The following is a 21,394-nucleotide window of genomic DNA, read 5'->3' on the forward strand; positions in this document are numbered from 1 at the left end:
TCGCGTCCGTCAATAACAACAAAGCCGTGATGACGGATCAGAAGGCTTATTGTTCGCTCCTGCATAAAGGGAGGGGGTTGAAAGAAATATCGTGATGACGCGGTCTATACAGGAGTAAGTGGTTATAAGGAGCCCCATTCATGGGCATGGTCAAGCAAATGAGTCTGTCGTTGCTGGTATTAATGGTGATCACGGCCAATGGCTACCTTGTGCAGTGGGGGATGGCGGGAGGCCTGGATTCGGCGAGTTTTGCCGCGTTGTGGTTGGCCGGCGGCGCAATCATGGCATGGTTGACAGCGCGTTATCTCGCGAGCAACAAAGCGGGCGTCTGTTCCAATGAAACCTATATGTATCCTGCGCCGCCAAAACGCGCTGCGTCGCGACTGCCTGATTCACTGTTTTCGCAGCCGACTGATGTTTGGCGTATGGCCGCAAGCTTGTTGCTTGCCGCCACATCCGCCTTGTTTGCATGCCGATATCTTGATTTAGGCACGCTAGCACTGATGGTGATGGCTGGCGTTCAAGGTGTGCACGGCTTGATGGCGACGGCAGAACGCAAAGGGTTACACTGGGGTGGCATGATGCTGTTGTTTGCTGGTGTGGGGTATTTATTTGCCCCCGGTATGTACGCCCCCAGCAGTTTAGGGTTGGGCTTGGCACTTGTGGCTGGATTGGCATGGCGTGACTATTGGCAGACGCTGTCTGAACACACTGAAGCGTACCCTAAACAACTCTGCATCAGCTTTCGGTTGAGTGTCTTACTGGCAATTGCTCTGCTGATTTTCGCGTTGCCCAGTTTAACCGTGACGATATCTGGCGCCGTAGTGGCGATGATTGCTGGAGCCCTGACGGTACTCGGGATAATTTATCCTTGGCAGTGGCTTTCTACACAGGTTTCTCTGCTGTGGAAGTACACGTTATCGGTACTGGCGGTGCTCGCCTTAGTTGGCGTGGTGTGGTTGGACGATGGTCAGATGATGAACATGCGTTTAGCCAGTGCGGCTTGTGTGGCCTTTATCGGCGTCATCTTGATGGGAGCGATGCCGCGTGAACAGGTACGCGGTTAAATGTTTGGCGTAATGAGCAACAAATTAAACTGTTTATCTATACAGTGCTTTTGTCGGTTTGTTACACTCTTAGTATGATTTCTTGGGTCAGATGCTAAATAGTGGCTTTATCGACGACGTCTCAACCGTATGTTCAAAAAGGGTTCGTTATTACGCGCCAACAACGTGATCGAGGCGAATCGAGTGCCATCGTGCTGTGGCTCTCTACACCTGATGGTCCGGTTAAACTCTGTATTGAGAATCAACAAAGCGTCTTTTTTATCCCCCAAGAAGAGCAACAACGTGCACAAGCACTGCTTCCTTCTGTCGACCCGCACGCTTACTGCAAAACCGTCCCGTTGGCGACCTTTCAACATATTCCTTTGGTCGCCTGTTACTTCAGTACCGTCAAACGCGCCCAAGAAGGGCAACGTGTATTAAGTGGCGCCGCCATTCCACTCTATGAAGGGGATTTGCGTCTTGCGGATCGCTATCTAATGGAGCGCTATATTTGTGGCAGCTTGCTGTTTACCGGTAATGCGCGTCAGCGAGCAGGTTACCTCGAAGTGACCCAAGGTAAAGCAAAGGCGCAGGCGTATACGCCACAATTACGCCATGTATCACTGGATATTGAATGCTCAGAAAAAGGTCAGCTGTACTCGGTTGGTTTAGACAGTGACATGGATAGCCGCGTGATTATGGTTGGGGCGCCACAACCCGACGCCCCCGCATGGATAGAATGGGTTAGCGACGAAGTCGCCTTGTTATCGGCGCTTGAGCGCTGGTTTAGCACCTATGATCCCGATGTAGTGGTGGGATGGAACGTCATTGATTTTGATTTCCGTTTGCTGGTCAAGCGTGCGCAGCGTCACCAAAAGTCACTCCGTATTGGCCGCGGCGGTGAGAGTGCCTATTGGCGAGAAGGAAATGCCAATAAGTCTGGCTTTATTAGTTTGGCGGGACGTGTGGTCATTGATGGGATTGATGCGCTGAAAACAGCGACCTATGGTTTTCGCTCTTGGGCGCTTGAGTCGGTCGCGCAAACGCTGCTTGGTGAGGGAAAGGCCATCGACGATCCGCATGATCGTATGGCGTCTATCAATCGCATGTTTCATCACGATAAAGTCGCGCTCGCCACCTATAACTTGCAAGACTGCCGATTGGTTAATCGCATCTTTGCCCATACACATTTGCTTGATTTTATGATTGAGCGCTCGCGTCTCACCGGTGTCGAGCTAGATCGGGTTGGAGGCTCTGTTGCCGCGTTTACCAACTTGTATCTCCCGCGCTTGCATCGCTCGGGGTATGTGGCGCCTAATTTGGCCAGCGACGGTTGGATTGCAAGCCCAGGCGGCTATGTAATGGACTCTAAACCCGGCCTTTATCACTCGGTGTTGGTGTTGGATTTTAAGTCGCTGTACCCGTCTATTATTCGTACGTTTTTGATTGATCCGCTAGGGCTGGTTGAAGGCTTAAAGTCACAACAAGTAGGCGAAGAGCACGATATTGTGCCCGGCTTTCGCGGTGGTGTGTTTCATCGAGAAAAGCATCACTTGCCGGCATTGATTGATGATTTATGGCAAGCTCGCGATCGCGCTAAAAAAGCGGGAGAAAAAGCCTTCTCGCAAGCGATAAAAATCATCATGAACTCGTTTTATGGGGTGCTAGGATCGTCAGGGTGTCGTTTCTTTGATCACCGACTAGCGTCGTCGATTACGATGCGGGGGCATGAGATTATGAAAACCACTCGTGAACTGATTGAGGCACAAGGCTATGCGGTGATCTATGGCGATACAGACTCGACCTTTGTGTCCTTGGGCGGTGATAAGGCGAGTGAAGACGCCGATGCTATTGGTCAAGCGCTGGTTGAACATGTTAATAGCTGGTGGCGTCAGCACCTACGAGAAACGTATGATCTTGAATCGGCGCTAGAGATTGAGTATGAAACCCATTACCAGCGTTTTTTGATGCCCACCATTCGTGGCCAAGAGACCGGTAGTAAAAAGCGATATGCGGGTCGCGTTGTGGACAGGGAATCGGGTCGCGCTGAGATCGTGTTTAAAGGTTTGGAAACGGTGAGAACCGATTGGACACCGCTTGCACAGCAATTTCAGCAACAGCTCTATCAACGCGTCTTCGATGGCGAAGAGGTGGACGAGTTTATTCGTGAGCTGGTGACCAGCACTAGCAAAGGCGAGCACGATGAACGCTTAGTGTACCGTAAGCGGCTTCGTCGTCCGTTATCGGAATATCAAAAGAATGTGCCGCCCCATGTGCGCGCGGCACGCTTAGCTGATAGCGAAAATCATCAGCGTGGGCGCGCTCAGCAGTATCAACGCGGTGGCTGGATTGAATACGTGATCACCGTTAATGGCCCCGAACCCCTTGCTTACCGGCGTAGCCCGATTGATTATCAGCATTATATTGATAAGCAGCTTAAGCCCGTTGCCGATGGTATTTTGCCGTTTATTGGTAAAGAATTCGATACCTTAGCCTTGCCACAATTAGGCTTGTTTTAACCAAACTTGCATTTCTGCCCTGTGCCCGCTTGAATGAATAGACGAGCAGGGAGGTAGACGTGGAACAACTGGATTTCTTCGAGGTGCCAAGTCCATGCAAAGGCATCTGCGAAGTGAACAATAAAGGCTATTGCAAGGGGTGTTTTCGCAGTCGCGAAGAACGCTTTCATTGGTTTGAATTAACCAATGAACAAAAACGTAATGTTGTTCGCCTTTGCCATCAGCGTTATGAGCGCATCATGCGTGCCAAGCGCAAACAGATGCGCGATGCTGCCTTAAATACCCAACCGATCCCGCAACAACCCTCATTGTTTGATGATGAGGACCCCACCCAGTAAGCATTGGGCTCATCGTTCTCTTTCTGGCTTTGATTATTTCACTGGTCATAAGTGGCGCCATTACCGAGTGTTTCTAAACTTAGGTAAGGAGGGCGAGGGCATGCGCAGTCAAACTTGTTCATTTAAAAGCAGCAAAGGCTGGTGTTGCGATCAGCCAGCCGGACAGTCCGGGCTATGCTATTGGCATGATCCGGACATCGATAAATGTGGTCATGACGTAAAAGCCGACGTGGAAAAATGGGCGGCATCAGGAAAACCGCTTGATGGCTTTCAACTTGCGCGAACTGACCTGACTGATATTGACTTGGTAAACCGAGGAAGTCGCGAAGGCTACTCGTGCCAAGGCGCGGATTTTTATCGGGCAAACATGGCTGAAGCGCATTGCTTTGGATTGGATTTACGCGGCGCCTCATTAATGAAAGCCAACTTGCTACGCGCGAATTTAAACTGTGCACGGCTAAATGGCAGCAATTTGTTAGGCGCTGATCTGGCTCGTGCAGGCCTTGAGAATGTGGACTGGGGAAAAGAGCTTAAGCAAGAACGACTGGCCTACAAAGAGCGTGATCCGGCAAGGCGAAAATCGTTATTTCAAGAGGCCGAAGAAGTCTGCCGAAACGTGCGCAAGCAATGCGAAAAGCAGGGGTTATTTGAAGTCGCTGGGTATTTTTTTAAAAAAGAGATGCGGTTTCGGCGCTACCAAATGCCTAAGTTGAGTTTTCGACGTTGGCTTTCCAAGATTGTTGATCTCTTTTGCGGCTATGGCGAAGATCCGCTGCGCGTGGTGATCTTTTCGGTTCTGGTGATTGTGTCGTGTGCGCTCGCGTATTTTGCCCTTGGCACCACACAAAGCAATCCCATCTATCCGGATGTGACTGGCTGGCAGCGATACTTTTATGAATTGTTGAACGCGGTATATTTTAGTGTTGTCACCTTTACCACCCTCGGCTACGGTGATATATCGCCTCACGGCGTGGCGCGTTTTATTGCCGCCTTTGAAGCGTTTCTTGGCAGCTTTACGATGGCGTTATTTGTTGTCGTATTTGTCAAAAAGATGACGAGATAAAAGCGCGCCTCCGTGAAGCGCGCTTAGTCACTTTATAGAAGCCCACTGATCGACTGCACTAAGCCTTGCTTCAACACAGGCTCAGCCTCAGCAAACTCTAGGTTAACTTTATTGGCAGTGGAAAGAACACGTGTTTGATATCGTTTCCATTGTGTTTCTTGGGTTGATGTTACGACCTTCTTACTGTTCGTGCCTTGCGCAAGTTGAGAATCAAGCGCTTCAGTTACTACGACACCTGCAGAGGCGCGCTCTGAGATTTGTAGGTCGGTAATCATTGAATAATAAACGTCCTCAACCAACGCATCAGCAACCAAGCCAATGGCCGCACCTGCGAGAGATGTTGCACCTCGGCCTGAACCGCCGCCAAATTGAGCACCAACAAGGGCGCCACCAACGGCGCTTCCAAAGCCCTGAGATAGGAAGTTTTCGCTATCACGCAGATCCGCTTTACCGACTTGCAGAATATTCGCTTGGATCATGTAGTGAGCTTTATCTGGATTGTCGAGGACTTTATACCCGCGGCTTTCAATATTCGCTTTAATATCAGACTTAATATCGAGATTAGGCTTATCGGAAGTGTTGCGAATTTGTAAGAACACGGTGCGTTTTGAAGGAGCCACTGGGTCTAAAAAGACGGTGTTACTCATTTTGGTTTGCACATCAAGGTTACGTTTTTTAACGAGAGTATTGGTGGCTGAGCAGCCCGTTAACATTAACGCCAAGGACATAAATGCAACAACAAAAATGCTTTTTTTCATGGTGGGATATAACATGTGTATTAAAAGGGAGGCTAAGTTAATCAACTTAATAGTCAAATTGGAATGCTGTTATCACGTTCATTCTCCCTTTTTTGATCTAGGTCTCAATTTATGACATTTTCATGACATGTAAACCTTACTTTTGCGCTAGGTCATGAATGCTCGGGATAAAAAAAAGACGCCCGTGGGCGCCTTTTTTCACATCATTATTCGCTGACGAATTAGATGCGGATGAAGTCCATGTGTTCAACTTTTGGCTTGAACGGGTGACGTTGGATGTCTTGTGGCTTCACTTTAACTTCTTGGCCATCGATAACCAGGATGATGCCTTCGTAGAACTCAGGCTTGTCCATTTGGTTAACAACAACTGGGTGGTTAAGTGCGATAGATACAGGCTCTTGGTTACCACCGTAAACGATAGCAGGGAATTTCTTCTGATGACGCAGGCGGCGGCTCGCACCTTTACCTTTCTCTGCGCGTACTTCAGCTTCGAATTTCATCATAATTAATAACTCTCTTTAGAGTGAAAATACAGTACTGAGCGTAGCGACCTAACTCAGTACCCAAAAACGAGCGCGGATATTAGCACTGCTTGGGGGGTAAAACAAGCCATAACGCGCAGGATGGCACAATCGCGTGCGTTAGAGGTCGGCATCGGCGAATTGTTGGCCGCGACTTTGGGCAAGCAATGCATCAAGGCGATCTTGCGAGAGAAAGTCATCAACATCAAAAATCTTTTGGCGTAAGTGCCAAAAACGCCCTTGTTTGCGCGCGACGATAAAGTCCGGTGCCCGAAACCTGTGTTGTGCCGCCGCAATTTTGGTTGCGGCCGTGTCGGTAAAGGGACGGTGTCTATCGATCAAGTGGGGGCGGACAAATCGTGCTAGCACATCCTGCTTTTGTTTCTTAGTTGCAAGCGGCCATACTTCATGAAGATCTGTTCCGTCACTGGTGTGATAGGTCACTTTCAACTGAGGTTTTTGATAACGGTTTTTTCCTGCAGTGAGTGATAGATCCACACAAGCCATCACCAGTGCATCTTTGAGTTTAAGTGCTTCACGGAGCTTTTTGTCCGGATCGACCAATGGCTTGTCACACTGATGACAGCGCCGCGCGGCGATATCATTATCGGCACCGCATTCATCGCAGAATTTGGCGCGAAAACGGTAACCACATATTTCGCGTTCGCCGTCGTCGTCTTCCAAGTACCCTTGGCATTGACGACCATAATGCTCAATCAAAAAGCCATTGTCGTCGAGTTTCCCCCAAAAGCTATTATTAAATCCACAGGCAGGGCAAGGAACGGTAACGAGTTCACTGTCGCTGTCTGGCTTTGGCATGCCGATTTCGGGTTGATACAAGTCGTAGACGTTGCCAGCATAATCGAGGATTAAACAGTCTTTTTTCCCGGGAGAAAGGCGCAAGCCACGGCCAGCAATTTGTTGATACAAGCTGACTGATTCGGTTGGACGTAAAATGGCAATTAAATCGACATGAGGGGCATCAAACCCCGTGGTTAGAACAGAAACATTGACCAAGTATTTGAGCTGCTTTTGCTTAAAGGCTTGGATCAGCGCATCGCGTTCAGGACCGGGGGTATCACCAATAATCAAGGCGGATTCTTGTGGAGGCAGTAGCGCGAGCACTTCCTTCGCGTGGTTGACGGTCGCGGCAAAAATCATGACGCCCTGACGCTGCTTAGCATAGGACATTACCTGCTCAATGATTTGCGGCGTTGCGCGTGGTGCATTGGCCACGACCTTCTCTAAATCGGCTTCACGGTAGGAACCGTTGGCGGTGCGAGAGACTTGCGAAAAGTCGTAACTGAGTAAGGGAGCATCCAGCACATGGGCGGGGGTTAAAAATCCTTCATCGAGCAAATGGCTAATTGGCAGCTCGAAGACGCAGTCACGAAAAAAACGCGCTTCGGTGGTGCGGACTTTTCCACTGGTGTGATACTGATAAATCCAGCCTTGGCCCAGCCGATAGGGGGTCGCAGTGAGTCCCAATACTTTTAATCCGGCATTCACGCTTTGTAAATGGCTAATGACGCGGCGGTAGCTACTATCTTGATTGTCAGGTACACGGTGGCACTCGTCGATAACCAGCAGCGAAAACTGATCCGCGAATGCTTCCAAGTTGCGTACCACCGATTGTACTGAGGCAAACACCACTTTTTCGTGTGATTCTTTTCGTCCCAGCCCTGCGGAGAAGATGCCTCCGGTTAGCCCATATCCTTCATACTTAGCATGATTCTGTTCGACGAGCTCTTTTACATGGGCGAGTACGAGAACGCGTCCTTTCGCGATGCGAGCAAGCTCTGCAATCACCAAGCTTTTGCCTGCGCCTGTGGGGAGTACGGCGACGGCGGGCGTGCTGTGACGACGAAAATAATGAAGCACACCTTTGACGGCGTCAGACTGATAAGGACGAAGGGTATACATAATAATCAGTATTCAGGGTTATTCTCAGTGTATTGGGGTTAACCACCAAAAACGTTGGCGGTTCGCGGTGATTGGCGATGAATTTGTTCCACAAAAAACGGCCCTTTTAAGGCCGTTTAATTTTACTGACTTATGGGGCGAGGTACAGGACTTTACAGACGCTTTGACATAATGCAGTGCTGACGGCGAGGTTGGTAATCAAATTGCTCATAAAACAAGCGGGCACCTTTGTTACCAATGTTGACCTCGAGGATCACCGCGACACAGTCATGCTGCTTGGCGGTCGCTTCGACCAAGGGGATCACTTGAGAGCCCACACCTTGGCGCCGCCAGTTTTGTGCGATAAAAAACTGATCAATCACGCCCACGCTGCCACCATTTTCAACGCTAAAGCTGTACACCAAGACCAAGTAGCCAATGGTCTCGCACTCGCCATTATGCTCAACATCAATCAGAAATACAGCCCCACGCTCTGGTTGTGAGAGTAGCGTTTTAAACGCTATTTCTACAGGTTCGCGTTCGAAGGGAAGCGCTTCATGCTCGTGCTGTGCGCGCGACATGGCGATTAGCGTTTCAAAAGCATTAGCGTCCGGCTGGCGAAGAGAAACAATCATAGTGTTACCTTATTTATCACTGATTAGTCGAGAGACGTCAGTATCATACCCAGTCATTAGTTAGGCTCAATCGCCACAACGTGTTGCATTGGCACGATGTGACGGACTCGTCGTCTCGATAAAAAGCCTGGGTGAGGCCTTGCATCTAATTTGTGGATTGGCGATAGCATGAGACAAGTTTATGTCACGGCCGTTCAGTATGCAGGTCAATCCATTGAAACTTGATCTGTGTCTTACTGCCTATGTGACGTATAATCGCCGCAAATACAGGTGTAACGAGCAGTCACATGCGATTAGATAAGTTTTTATGTGAGACCTTAGGGGTGACGCGAAAGCAAGCCGCACGCGTTCTGAAAAGTGAAGCGATTACGGTCAACGGAGAGGTGATCAAATCTGGCGCCGTTAAAGTCAGCGACGATGCTGAGGTTGAGTTTGAAGGCCAGCGACTGATGCTGTCCGGGCCGCGTTACTTTATGATGCACAAACCCGCGGGTGTGGTTTGTTCCCACGAAGATGCGTTCAACCCTACGGTGTTTGTGCTTTTAGAAGAAGTGAATGCGGAGAAACTGCATATCGCTGGCCGATTAGACGCTGATACAACAGGCTTGTTGTTATTAACCGACGATGGACAGTGGTCACACCGCATTACTTCACCCAAGCATAAATGCGATAAAACCTATCGTGTATGGTTAGCGGACCCACTCGCCGATGATGTCGCCGCTCAGTTTGAGCAGGGTGTTATGTTACGCGGTGAAAAAGAAGAGACCTTACCAGCGAAGCTCGAAAAGGTGGATGAGTGTGAGGTGCTGCTGACTATTCAAGAAGGGAAGTACCATCAGGTGAAGCGCATGTTTGCTGCGGTGGGTAACCGTGTTGAGGCATTGCACCGTGAGTCTGTTGGGCCGCTATGTTTGGACGACTCTCTTGAGCCGGGCGAATATCGTCCATTGACCGCTGATGAAGTGGCCATGTTTATCAAATAAAAGTACGCCTTAGGCATTCCGTTACCCGCACAGGGGCGAAAAATGGGGTGTCTTTTTCAGGAGTCTGTCAGCCAGACTCCTTTATATTTCCGCCGAACACTGTTTTTTGTTGCGAGAGAGATAATCTGCGCCCAGATTTCATGCTGGGTGTCGTTGCTTATTGCGCTATGCAATAACAACAAAAAGAAAGACATTCTTTCCCGCACAGAAACAATAAACTGTTACAATTCGATCTACCTCACGTTATTTCCTGTTGCTCTGTCTTTCACGTTAAGGAGTGTTATGTCGCAATCATCGGCTGTCACGGCGTCACCGACACAACTCAGTTGGCTTTTGATTATCATTTTGGGCGCGATCGCGGCGCTGACACCACTTGCCATCGATATGTATTTGCCTGCGATGCCAGCCATTGCTAGCGATTTGGGAGCACCCAATAGTGCGGTGAAGTCAACCCTAGTGGCATATACGGCCGGATTTGCGATTGGCCAGCTCTTTCACGGGCCAATCTCCGACAGCTATGGACGCAAGCCGGTTATGCTTGGCGGGGTGATACTGTTTTTTATCTGCGCTGTCGTCAGTGCGCTCGCCGAAGACATCAACGTATTGATGCTGGCTCGCTCTACCCAAGGCTTTGCGGGAGCTGCGGCTGCAGTGATCATTCAAGCCTTGGTGCGTGATATGTTTGAGCGTGAAGAGTTTGCACGCACCATGTCATTTATCACCTTGGTGATGACCATTGCACCGCTTGCTGCTCCCATGATTGGCGGCTACCTGCTGACGTGGTTCGATTGGCGTGCGATTTTTTGGGTGTTGGCCGGCTGGGCGTGTTTTGTGATGGTCTGTATTGTGGTGAAAATTCCCGAGACCTTACCCAAAAATCATCGTCCGCCGCTACGCATCGGGGCTTCACTGCGTAACTATGCGCGTATGCTGAAAACGCCATTTGCCGTCGGTATGATCTTTTGCTCTGGCTTCTCTTTTGCAGGCATGTTCTCGTTTCTTACTGCCGGCTCGTTTGTTTATATCGACTATTACGGCGTCAGTGCGAAGGCATTTGGTTATCTGTTTGGCCTTAACATTGTTTGTTTGATCATCATGACCTTTTTGAATGGTCGGCTGGTGCGCAAAATGGGCTCTCACTGGATGCTGCGTTTCGGCTTGGCAATTCAGCTGGTTGCCGGTATCGCGATCGCAGTCTGTCAGTGGTTAGACCTTGGTCTTTGGGGAACCGTGATCCCAGTGATGACCTACGTCGGTGTGATCTCGACCATCGGCAGTAACAGCATGGCTTGTTTACTGTCTTGTTACCCCCAAATGGCCGGTACGGCATCGTCGCTGGCAGGGACGATGCGCTTTGGTATTGGCTCGTTAGTCGGGGCTGGGGTAGCGGTCGTCTCTGATGGCACGCCGTGGGGGATGATTGGCGCTATCGCGATTTGTGCGATACTCTCTGCCGCTTTCTATTGGTTACTCGCGCGAAAAGAACCATGAGTTACGTGACCCATATCCAGACGGTAGTGAATACCGCGTTTGCAGACATTGAAGCCGCTATCGCGGCGCGAAAACTCGTTGATGCTCCCGCTGCTCGAGAAGCGTTTTTAGGACGTTGGGTGGCACAAGCGGCCAAAAAACAGCGCTTTCATCATAGTGTGAAAGCCGATTTACAACGTTGGGTGCAGCGTGCCCGTAGTGCGGGCACCAAAGCGGCGTTAGAAGCGGAATTTCGTCAAATTCAATCGGTTTACCAAGCTTGGTTCCCGGTGAATGCGCCGGCTAACAACGTGATGCATACCCAGCTATGCCAGCTAATCGATGCAGCAAAAGCGGCGCAGTGGATGGTGCATACTGACGCTACCATTGATCGCAAAGTGAGAGTGATCTCGGAGAGGCAACATTCATTGGCAGTGTGTCCCGATGCGACGCAAGCGGCTTTTGACTCAGAGGGCGTATTGGTGAAGCCGTTGAGTGTGTACGTACGAGGTCCAGAAAACACCTTTATTGATTGGGCGCATCAAGCAGGATTAGCTCCGACGAAAGTGACTGCCTATAAGTCAATTGTTAAATACCATGCAGAGTATCTAATTTGGCCGCAAAACCAAGCAGATAGTTTGATGGTGATGCCCGCACAGACAACCCAAAAATAATCGATACAAACCGCCCGTTGGCGGTTTTTTCTTCATATAAAGGCAAGTACACTAAGGTCATTCTCGTTGTTGCGTGGAGTCGCCTGTGTCTGCTTTGTCCCGTCCTTTCTTTGATGCTGTTTTTCTCAAGCGTTTACTGTTAATTGCGATTCCCATTGCGCTGCAAACCATGATGTTTTCCAGCCGCAGCTTGGTGGATATTTTGATGGTCGGGCAGTTGAGTGAAGCTGATGTTGCGGCGATTGGTATCGCTGGTAAAGCGATGTTTGTCTCAACGTTACTGATTTTTGGCGCGATGACAGGCGGATCCATGCTGGTTGCCCAGTATTGGGGTGCAGGCAATATGCAGGGCTTTCGCGAGAAAATTGCACTCACAGTGACGTTGACCAATGTCACTGCTGCACTCAGTGCACTCATTTTTTGGCTCTACGCAGATTCGATTATTAGTGTTGCTAGCGACAACCCTACTGTCATTGCGTTAGGAAAAGATTATCTGCAAATCGCGGGACTGTCGCTCTTTTGCCTAGCGAGTGTGTCAGGGTTAGCTGCTGGCTTGCGCGCCATGCACAAGCCTGGGATCAGCACGTTTTTCAGTGGCGTGGGGATTAGCGTTAACATCCTCTTGAACTGGGTGTTTATTTTTGGCCACTGGGGGGCGCCTCAAATGGGCTCCAAAGGTGCCGCAGTCGCGACCGCATTGAGTGGCATTGTAGAAATGCTGGCTTTATACCTGTACTTGTACCAGCGCCAACATCTTGTTGCCTTTTCGCGCGCGGAATGGGTCTCGTCCCTCACACTGAAAGCCGTCAAGCGCTTCTTGGCATTGTCCTTGCCCACCGCCTTTAACTTTTTAATGTGGTCGTCCGGATTGTTCGTTTATCACGCGATTATTGGACATGTGAATGAGGCCGGACTTGCCGCCATCGCGGTCATCACGCCGGTTGAATCCTTATCTTTGTCGTTTTTGATCGGCACGGCCAATGCCGCCGCCGTGTTGGTGGGGAATAATCTCGGCGCCAAGCAAACCGAGACTGCGTACCAACAAGCTTGGCAAGTGGGCGTGTTTAATTTTATTGCTGGTGTATTCATTGCGCTGGTGATGTTAGCTATTCAACCTTGGGTGCTAGGGTTTTTCCCTGCCTTGACCGGAGAAACGGCGCAAATCACCGCATACTTCTACTGGGCAATGTGCGCGCTTATCGTGGTAAAAACCATTCCGATGGCAATGATCGTCGGGGTGTTGCGTGCGGGTGGCGACGTGCGTTACTGCTTGGGGCAAGATTTTGTTGCCCAGTGGTTGATCGGTATTCCTGTGGTTCTGGCAGCCGCAGTCGTGTTTGAGTGGCCGGTCTATTGGGTTTATGCCTTATTAGCGACCGAAGAGCTGGTAAAGTGGGTCGGTTCGCTCATCCGTGTAAAATCCGGTGTGTGGCTGAACAATTTGGTTAGCGACAGCAATTGATTTTGTTATCAAATAATAATGGGAAGCTGCCCACAGTTTTTAGCCCTTTTCTCAGCGTGTTAATTGGGGTACATTGCGAATTCGTTCAGACAGTGTGACTTACTTCTCGTTTATCGCTGCTATTTAGACGTTAAAGGGTACGGATTGGCATGTTAGCAATTAAGGCGCTGTGTAAGGGCTATCAGGATGGAAGTGATTTTCATCCCGTGCTGCAAGGTGCCGCTTTGTCTGTTTCTCCCACCCATCAATTGGCCTTGATGGGGGAGAGTGGGTCGGGCAAAAGCACGCTACTTAACCTGATTGCCGGCTTGGACAAAGCCGACAGTGGTGAAATCTGGTTTGATGATAAACCACTTCATCAAATGAATGAGCGCGCGCGTACCCAATTTCGCCGCCAGAATATTGGCCTTATTTTTCAGCAGTTTAACCTACTACCAACCCTGACCATTGCCGATAACATCCGTTTTTGCCGTCAACTTAAAGGCTTGAAAGACGATGCAGCGCTGTGGCGTCAGATTGTCTCCCAACTTGATTTGATGCCGTTGTTGAATCGTTACCCCGAAGAAGCCTCGGGGGGGCAACAACAGCGCACCGCGATTGCGCGCGCGCTATATATGGAACCCAAGCTGTTATTGGCTGATGAACCAACGGGAAGCCTCGATGAGCGTAATGCGGATGCCGTCATGCGGCTACTTACCACATTAACGCGCCAACAAGAAGCGGGCTTGTTGGTGGTTACGCACAGTGAAACTGTTGCCAATTACTTACAAGGTAGCGTCATGCTGCAAGGGGGCGTGCTCAGTGTTCGGGCCCGTCGCTAATGCGTTATGGGGGCATTATCGCCGCCATCCTTTTCAAATATTACTCGTTTGGCTGGGGCTTACCTTAGGTATCGCCTTGTTGGTGGGCGTATTATCGATCAACCAACACGCGCAAAAAAGCTACCGAGAAGGGGCTAAGCTATTTAGTAATCCCTATCCGTTTAGTATCCATCATACCCAACGCACGCAGCGCGTACCGCAAGCGTTTTATATCGATTTACGTCGGGCGGGATTTACCCAATGTGTGCCGATCGAGCGTTTACAAGTTGTGACGCCGTCACTTGATGATCTCAACCTGATGGGCGTCGATACGATCGCGATGTTACCCATGCTCAGCGAAGGTGATGGCGGTGAGGGCATTTCTCCCGTCGATGCGATGTCTCCACCTTATCCCGTTTACGTCGGGGAGGCGATGGCGTCGCACAAGGGGTGGCAATCGGGACAAATGATCCCCTTGCTAGATTATCCGGCGATTGGCCCGTTGCGTATTGTCGATAACGATGCGCTCAGTATGGGCACCTACTTAGTGGCGGATATGGCGCTATTGCGTGCCTTGTCTCCTCATGCCGGCATTAGTGAAGTCTTATGTGGCGCACTGAGTCAGGCCGAGCGCGAGCAAATCCGCCAATTATTACCCCCCGCTTTAACACTCGCGAAAACCCAAACTACCCAGTTAGGACCACTTACCAACGCATTTCACCTTAATTTATTGGCGATGGGATTGCTCGCGTTCGTGGTGGGGCTGTTTATTTTTTATCAAGCCATTTCTCTTTCAATGACCCAACGTCAGCCACTTGTCGGCGGCTTACGGCAATTAGGCGTAGACGGTCGACAGTTGTCACTGGTGATGGCAATTGAGTTAGTCGGCTGGGTCATACTGGGTGTGATCAGCGGGAATGTGCTTGGGTTATTGCTGGCTAAACAACTGCTTCCTGCGGTCGCCACGACACTGTCTGACCTATATGGTGCTGAAGTTGACTTGATCATGCACTGGCAATGGCAGTGGGGATTATACAGTGTACTGTTAGCCTTGCTAGGAGCTGCAATGGCGTCGGCTTGGCCACTCATCCGCTTAATAAAAACGCCTTCGGGTCGCTTATCGCAGCGGATGACGTTATTACGCGGGACACGCCGTGAGTTTTCGGTACAAGCGGTATTGGCGTTGTTGCTTGCGGTAGCCGCGTGGGGTGTGTCGTATTGGCCTAGCAGCCAGTGGCAAGGCTTCACGTTAATTGCGCTAACCATGCTAAGTGCCGCGTTGGTCTTACCCTATTTGTGTGGCGGCTTATTTCATCTATTGGCGCAATGGCACCAAGGCGCACGTTGGCGTTGGTTTTTTACTGATGCGGCGGCCAGTTTAAGTTATCGCGGTGTGGCGGCAATGGCCTTTATGTTGGCGGTGTCGGCACATATTGGCATGGAAACCATGGTGGGCAGCTTTCGTGCCAGCACCGAAACATGGCTACAGCAGCGACTCGCGGCGGATATATATGTTCGTCCTAGTAATGAGCTATTGCCCCGCATGGAATCTTGGCTGGTTAAGCAAGACAATGTCTCTCAGTTTTGGACAACGTACCGTCGTGAGCTCGATGCGCCGCAAGGCCGACTAGAAGTCCTTTCGGTTGGAAATCGCCCCCTCGAGAAACAAGCATTGGCAATCAAGAACGCCCAACCGGATTACTGGTCGCAGCTCCATCAGCAACGAGCCGTATTACTCAGTGAGTCGCTGGCTGCAAAATTCGGTGTGGAAGCGGGTGAAATGGTGAACTTACCCGCCCCGATGGGAGAGCGATGGCAAGTTGCGGGTGTCTATTATGATTACGGGAACCCCTACGGTCAGTTAGTGGTTTCTGCGCGCGGTGACGTGGGAGGCTGGTTAACTGCTGGCAGGCCATCGATGGCGGTTGTCCTCGATCAAGGCGTTGAAAGCGACCTGTTTATTGCCCAGATTCGTCGGACATTCTCACTCAGTAACGGCCAAGTTCAAAACCAAGCCGATATCATGCAGTACGCGATGCGCATTTTCGACCGTACGTTTACGGTGACCGAAAGTCTGTGTGTATTGATGCTGATTGTTGCCATCAGTGGTCTGTTTTTCTCTACGTTGGCCACCGAATTGTCTCGCCAGCGTCAGTACAGTTTGTTGCGTTGTTTAGGTTTGTCGGGGCGCGAGTTGATTGCGCTTGGAGGCGGGCAGTTGGTGATCCTAGGGGTTGCCAGCGCTGTGATCGCAATTCCGTTAGGGCTACTGCTGGCGGGGATGCTAATCCATGTGGTGCTCAAAGCTTCCTTTGGTTGGACGATGACCATGAGCTTTTTCCCGCTCACCTATGCCACCACTATCGGGCTATCAATGCTTGCATTAATGGTGGCTGGTGCTTGGCCCGTCTATCGCATGATGAAGCGTACTGCGGCCGTCTCTTTGCGTGACGCGCAGTAGCGGCAGGAGTTAAGGAGTGAGTGGGATGAAACTAAGTCGCAAACTGTTTGGCTCCATGCTGGTGATGATTGTAGCCATCGCGCTGGGAAGTCTGATTTGGTGGGGACGCCAGCCTGCGCCCCAAAGCAGCGCATCGACAGGCTTTGATGTGTTTGCCCAGCAGTCTGGTTTTCAAGCCGTGACCCCCGATTATCATCCCGAATACCCGAAAGATATGGCTGCCCATCCGGGCTTTGCCACGGAGTGGTGGTATTTAACCGCCACACTGGAAGATAGCCAAGGCCAAACCTACGGCGTGCAATGGACTCTGTTTCGCCGCGCGATTCGAGCCGAGCAGGCGCTTGGCTGGTCAAGCCCACAACTCTATATGGCACATGTCGCGATAACACGCGCTGATCAGCAGTGGGAAGCGGAACGGTTTGCCCGCGGTGGCATTGGTCAAGCCGGCGTGACGTTGTCACCATTTCAGGCGTGGCTGGATGATTGGCAATGGCAAGGTCAGGCCGATCCTTTTCCGGCAAAAGTTGAAGCACAATTTGAGGCACAGAATACCGAGGTGGGCTTTGCTCTGCAGGTTGAAGACAGTGGTCTGAGAGTGAAGCAGGGCGAGCAGGGGTATAGCATTCGTCATGAAAGTGCACCGTCGGCCTCTTATTATTTCTCGGTGCCACAATTACGCATTACAGGCACCTTGACGCTCGACGGCAAGTCTTTTTCTGTGACAGGGAAAGGGTGGTTTGATAAAGAATGGTCGAGCGGTGCCATGGCCGACGACCAATCCGGATGGGATTGGTTTGGTTTGAATCTCGACGATGGGCGCGCGCTGATGGTGACTCAGATCCGCGGTCCAAAGCCCTTTGTATTTGGATCTTTGACCTCGGCCGATGGCAAGGTGCGATCACTTGATAAACATGCAATACGCATGGTGCCGGTCAATCACGCCACACTTTCCGATAAACGAACACTGCCCGTCGGTTGGCAAATACGTATTCCCGATGAAGGGATCAACGTGACCACGCAGCCTCTAAACCCAGATAGTTGGATGGCGCTAAGCATCCCATACTGGGAAGGGCCCGTGCGTGTCGAAGGGAGCGTGAGCGGCCGTGGCTTTATGGAAGCCACGGGTTACTGAGCATGATTAGTTTAAACCGATCCAAGCTTGGGTTTGATGCGGGCGCCAAATCGGTTGACGATCGACGGTGATCACGCCGGGTTGGTTGTCGCCTTCAGCAGCTGAAATAGCGAGGTTTAACGCGGCATCGCTAATCGCATCAAACTGTTGTGGAAGCGACTGCACCCCAAAGGGTAAAAAGTCCAAGATGCGACTGTCCCCGAATGTGGCAAAGTATAAGGCGGTGGGCGCAATGCCTGTTTGCCGGATTGCATCCAATACACCCTCACATAGGGTAAATGAGGTAGTAAGCACGGCATCGGGTAAATCGCCAGCGTCTATCCATTCAGTCATTAACCGTTGACCTTCGCTGCGGCTAAACGCGTTGCCATAGCGCACTTGTCCGTCCACATTGCCGACCTCCAATGCGCTAAGAAAGCCTTTTTCACGCTCTTGTGAGATGGCTAAAGAGGGGACGGCACCAATCAATCCCGCCTGATACACATCGCTAGGCGCAATAAGTGTCTCGGTTAATTGATACGCACCTTTGGCATCATCACTCAGTACATTGGCGAACTGGGTCGCGTCTAGTTGTCGGTCGATAGCCACCACAGGTGTGCCTTTTCGCTGCACATCAGGATAGAAAGCATTGTCCGCTGGCAAACACGAAGCGACGATCAATGCATCAATCTTTCGAGAAATCAATGTAGTGGCAACGGTTTGCTCGCGCTGAGGATCATCATCCGAGCCGGTGATAATCACTTGGTAGCCTTGATCATGGGCTTTGCGTTCTAGCAATTTGGCCAAGAGGGCATAACTGCTGTTGGCAAGATCAGGAACCACCAATCCGAGGGTGCGTGTTGTTCCTGCCCGTAGGGCGGTTGCGGCACGGTTGGGTTGATAGTTATGTTGGTCAACAACCGCCATCACCCGTTCTCGGGTCTTAGCGCTGATCCGATAACGATCGGCTTTTCCGTTAATCACGTAGCTGGCCGTGGTGCGTGACACACCGGCAAGGCGTGCTATCTCATCGAGCTTCATAGAAAGGATCCAGTATCAGGCCAATCGTTATTGATGGCTTTGTGAATGCGATCAAAGTTTGCACACATCCGATCGAGATTATGTTTGCATTATATGCTAAAACGATTCAGCCTTAAAGCTGAAAGGTTTCAGCTGTTCTGTATGACACTACTTTTATCACATATTTGCCAAAGACAGGACGGCAAAGCGTTAGACCGGATTCAACGTTGCGATAAATAGACCCGAAGGCAACACGCTTGAGGTCTGACTGCAACCAAAAGCTGAAACGATTCAGCTTGGCGTGAGTTGAGTGATACGAACCATCTCGCGTCTTCAAGGATTGAACAGAATGTGGGTCGATGATGCAGGCATCCGTCTGGCTCACCTTCTACGATTTACCATGCAGTTGCTGCGATGCGGTGATTGTAATGAGCCCAATATATTGCGTGCGCAAGGCGCACAAACGAAGAGGATTAACCTCATGCTCGCACTAACAGCACAAGATATCTATTTACAGCAGTCTGCCGCCTCGAAAGAAGAGGCGATCAAAGCTATGGCCATGCGACTGATTGACAAAGGATTGGTCGAGCCCGGTTATCAAGCGGGTATGTTGGCGCGAGAAGCGCAAACGAGCACCTATTTAGGCAATGGTATTGCGATCCCGCATGGCACTACAGATACCCGTGATCAAGTGAAACAAACGGGCGTGCAAGTGTGTCACTTCCCACAGGGCGTAGACTGGGGAGACGGTGAAACCGCTTATCTTGCCATCGGTATTGCGGCGAAGTCAGATGAGCACTTGACAATCCTACGCCAATTGACCCACGTGCTATCACAAGACGGTATTGAAGCTCAGTTGAAACGTATTGAGAGCGCAGACGCTATATTGGCACTCCTCAATGGGGACACGAAGGACAATAATCAGGGTTTTACGTTTACCCCAGATATGATTTTAAGTGGTTTCCCAGCGCGAGATATCACCACACTGCAAGCAGCTAGCGCGGGACTTTTGAAAAATAGCGGATGCCTAGATACCTCAGGCGTTAGTCATCTGATTGCCGCAGCGCCTGTTCATTTGGGCGAGGGGCATTGGGTGTTGGGCATTGCAAATGGCGTGTCTCACACTGGGGTGTCGTTAGTCATGCCTTCTGAGCCATTGAATATGGGTGAGCATGTCGCCCATGCTTTGTGGTGTTTTGCGGCGAAGAATGACGCGCATATGGCCCTGCTCGCCAAGCTGACACAACTCAAAGCAGAGGGTAAATTGAACAGCCTTATCAACCAATCACCTGACGCGCTTGTGTCGGCGGTTATGCATCCGGATGCCGCTGACGTAGAGACTGTGCAGCCACCAGCATCAGCGGCAAATATTGAGGGTGAATCTGGGCTATTTACCATTACCAATGCACATGGCCTACATGCGCGACCTGGTGCCATGTTGGTGAACACCGCTAAAAAATTCAGCGCGGATATTCAAGTGGCCAATGCTTCTACCCAATCGGCTGCCGTCAACGCGAAGAGCTTGATGAAAGTCATTGCCCTGGGAGTAAAGCATGGCCATCAGCTTCAGTTTACCGCCCAAGGGAGTGATGCGCAGGAGGCGATAGCCGCCTTAGGTGAAGCTATTCGTCAAGGCTTAGGAGAACACGCATGAGTGCAATCTTAACCGTGACCTTTAATCCTGCTCTCGATATGACGGGAGCGCTTGGTGTCTTGCAAGCTGGCGATGTCAACTTAGTGCAAAAGTACAACCTACATCCTGCAGGAAAAGGCGTGAATGTGGCGCGTGTGTTGGCTGATTTGGGCGCCCAAGTGACGGTGTCTGGCTTCTTGGGTGAGGAAAATCAAGATCCCTTTGCGCACTTATTTGTTGAGCATGGCATTTGCGATCGCTTTTTACGCGTACCGGGCGTAAGCCGAACAAATGTCAAACTGGTAGAAAAAGACGGTCGTGTCACGGATCTCAACTTCCCGGGAATGGCAGTGGAAGGGCGCGATATTGAGGCGCTTACGCATACCTTATTGGAATTAGCTGATGGGCATGACTGGATTGTGCTGGCCGGTAGCTTACCGCCAGGCGTCAATGCTGATCAGCTCAGTGACTGGGTTCAGGCTCTCACCGAGGCCGGCAAGCAGGTGATTGTAGATACCAGCCAACATGCGCTGCGTGCTGCGGTGTCCGCCAAGCCTTGGCTTGTGAAACCCAATGAAGCTGAGCTTGCTCAATGCTTGAACGCGCCAATCAGTAATGAACTCGATACCTTGTTAGCGCGTGGTGAACAACTATTCCAACAAGGGATTGCCAATGTGGTGATTTCTCGTGGTGTAGATGGTGTGCTGTGGCGCAACCATCAAGGTTGGCTGCAGGCCGTCGCACCTGCGCAAGAGGTTGTCAGTACCGTTGGTGCGGGAGATTCATTGGTTGCCGGTTTGGTATGGGGATGCCAAGCCGGTGAAGAAAAAGCGACGGTACTTCGTCGAGCGGTCGCGCTATCTGCGCTGGCGGTCACCCAAGTGGGTGTCGGTGTCTCTGATCTCGACCGTGTTTATCAAATGATAGAAAAAATTAGCGTGTCACCGGTCACTGTGTCCGCACACGCCGAATAAACAATCCAAGAGTGGGGTAAAAGG

The 21,394-nt window shown here is 50.8% G+C and carries 18 protein-coding genes; 13 read left to right on the plus strand and 5 right to left on the minus strand.

Going from position 1 to position 21,394, the window contains the following annotated elements; genetic code table 11:
- The first annotated feature begins 140 nt into the window (after positions 1-140).
- The 4 genes from E8E00_RS06425 (at position 141) to E8E00_RS06440 (ending at position 4,966) form a co-directional block, all read left to right on the plus strand.
- Positions 141-1,067, plus strand: a complete 927-nt coding sequence (locus E8E00_RS06425; RefSeq protein ID WP_096628488.1) for a hypothetical protein — start codon at positions 141-143, stop codon at positions 1,065-1,067.
- A gap of 98 nt (positions 1,068-1,165) precedes the next feature.
- On the plus strand, positions 1,166-3,565 hold the full coding sequence (locus E8E00_RS06430) for a DNA polymerase II (protein ID WP_371414232.1): 2,400 nt from the start codon (positions 1,166-1,168) through the stop codon (positions 3,563-3,565).
- Between the two features lie 59 nt (positions 3,566-3,624).
- A complete protein-coding gene (locus E8E00_RS06435; protein WP_077457063.1) occupies positions 3,625-3,903 on the plus strand; it encodes a DUF1289 domain-containing protein in 279 nt (92 codons plus the stop codon).
- Positions 3,904-4,003: 100 nt separating this feature from the next.
- Positions 4,004-4,966, plus strand: coding sequence for an ion channel (locus E8E00_RS06440; protein ID WP_096628483.1), 963 nt, complete (start codon positions 4,004-4,006; stop codon positions 4,964-4,966).
- Positions 4,967-4,998: 32 nt separating this feature from the next.
- Here E8E00_RS06440 and E8E00_RS06445 read toward each other — a convergent pair whose 3' ends face one another.
- The 4 genes from E8E00_RS06445 to E8E00_RS06460 form a co-directional block, all read right to left on the minus strand.
- The gene (locus E8E00_RS06445) at positions 4,999-5,724 is read right to left on the minus strand and encodes a complement resistance protein TraT (protein WP_205907362.1); all 726 of its coding nucleotides are present in this window, start codon (positions 5,722-5,724) and stop codon (positions 4,999-5,001) included.
- A 221-nt stretch (positions 5,725-5,945) separates the two neighbouring features.
- Positions 5,946-6,224, minus strand: a complete 279-nt coding sequence (gene rplY / locus E8E00_RS06450) for a 50S ribosomal protein L25 (protein ID WP_096631389.1) — start codon at positions 6,222-6,224, stop codon at positions 5,946-5,948.
- Between the two features lie 141 nt (positions 6,225-6,365).
- The gene (locus E8E00_RS06455) at positions 6,366-8,168 is read right to left on the minus strand and encodes a DEAD/DEAH box helicase (RefSeq protein WP_096628477.1); all 1,803 of its coding nucleotides are present in this window, start codon (positions 8,166-8,168) and stop codon (positions 6,366-6,368) included.
- A gap of 152 nt (positions 8,169-8,320) precedes the next feature.
- Positions 8,321-8,782 carry a GNAT family N-acetyltransferase gene (locus tag E8E00_RS06460; RefSeq protein ID WP_077457057.1) on the minus strand — a complete coding sequence of 154 codons (462 nt, stop codon included), beginning with the start codon at positions 8,780-8,782 and terminating at the stop codon, positions 8,321-8,323.
- Between the two features lie 287 nt (positions 8,783-9,069).
- Between E8E00_RS06460 and rsuA the strand changes: the two genes are divergently transcribed.
- From rsuA to E8E00_RS06495, 7 genes are all read left to right on the plus strand, one after another.
- Positions 9,070-9,765 (plus strand): 16S rRNA pseudouridine(516) synthase RsuA, encoded by a 696-nt coding sequence (gene rsuA / locus E8E00_RS06465; RefSeq protein ID WP_096628474.1) that lies wholly within the window; start codon positions 9,070-9,072, stop codon positions 9,763-9,765.
- Positions 9,766-9,807: 42 nt separating this feature from the next.
- Positions 9,808-11,256: a Bcr/CflA family multidrug efflux MFS transporter gene (locus E8E00_RS06470; RefSeq protein WP_096628471.1), complete on the plus strand. Its 1,449-nt coding sequence runs from the start codon at positions 9,808-9,810 to the stop codon at positions 11,254-11,256.
- A complete protein-coding gene (locus tag E8E00_RS06475) occupies positions 11,253-11,909 on the plus strand; it encodes a DUF2913 family protein (protein ID WP_096628468.1) in 657 nt (218 codons plus the stop codon). The genes E8E00_RS06470 and E8E00_RS06475 overlap by 4 nt, the downstream gene beginning before the upstream one ends.
- A gap of 85 nt (positions 11,910-11,994) precedes the next feature.
- Positions 11,995-13,371, plus strand: a complete 1,377-nt coding sequence (locus E8E00_RS06480; RefSeq protein WP_240531883.1) for an MATE family efflux transporter — start codon at positions 11,995-11,997, stop codon at positions 13,369-13,371.
- 149 nt (positions 13,372-13,520) lie between these two features.
- The gene (locus tag E8E00_RS06485; RefSeq protein WP_077661959.1) at positions 13,521-14,192 is read left to right on the plus strand and encodes an ABC transporter ATP-binding protein; all 672 of its coding nucleotides are present in this window, start codon (positions 13,521-13,523) and stop codon (positions 14,190-14,192) included.
- Positions 14,173-16,632 (plus strand): ABC transporter permease, encoded by a 2,460-nt coding sequence (locus tag E8E00_RS06490; RefSeq protein WP_096628463.1) that lies wholly within the window; start codon positions 14,173-14,175, stop codon positions 16,630-16,632. Before E8E00_RS06485 ends, E8E00_RS06490 begins: the two co-directional genes overlap by 20 nt.
- 25 nt (positions 16,633-16,657) lie before the next feature.
- A complete protein-coding gene (locus E8E00_RS06495) occupies positions 16,658-17,764 on the plus strand; it encodes a lipocalin-like domain-containing protein (protein ID WP_096628460.1) in 1,107 nt (368 codons plus the stop codon).
- A 6-nt stretch (positions 17,765-17,770) separates the two neighbouring features.
- On the opposite strand, the gene cra is transcribed toward E8E00_RS06495, so the two are convergent.
- Entirely contained in the window at positions 17,771-18,784 is a 1,014-nt protein-coding gene (cra, locus tag E8E00_RS06500; protein WP_096628458.1) for a catabolite repressor/activator, read from the minus strand.
- Positions 18,785-19,244: 460 nt separating this feature from the next.
- On the opposite strand from cra, the gene fruB reads away from it, so the two are divergent.
- Complete coding sequence (gene fruB / locus E8E00_RS06505) at positions 19,245-20,417, plus strand: fused PTS fructose transporter subunit IIA/HPr protein (RefSeq protein ID WP_096631387.1); 1,173 nt, start codon at positions 19,245-19,247, stop codon at positions 20,415-20,417.
- The gene (gene pfkB, locus E8E00_RS06510; RefSeq protein ID WP_096628455.1) at positions 20,414-21,370 is read left to right on the plus strand and encodes a 1-phosphofructokinase; all 957 of its coding nucleotides are present in this window, start codon (positions 20,414-20,416) and stop codon (positions 21,368-21,370) included. Before fruB ends, pfkB begins: the two co-directional genes overlap by 4 nt.
- The last annotated feature ends 24 nt before the right edge of the window (positions 21,371-21,394 follow it).

This window comes from Salinivibrio sp. YCSC6, assembly GCF_004916735.1.
Taxonomy (GTDB): Bacteria; Pseudomonadota; Gammaproteobacteria; order Enterobacterales; family Vibrionaceae; genus Salinivibrio; species Salinivibrio proteolyticus.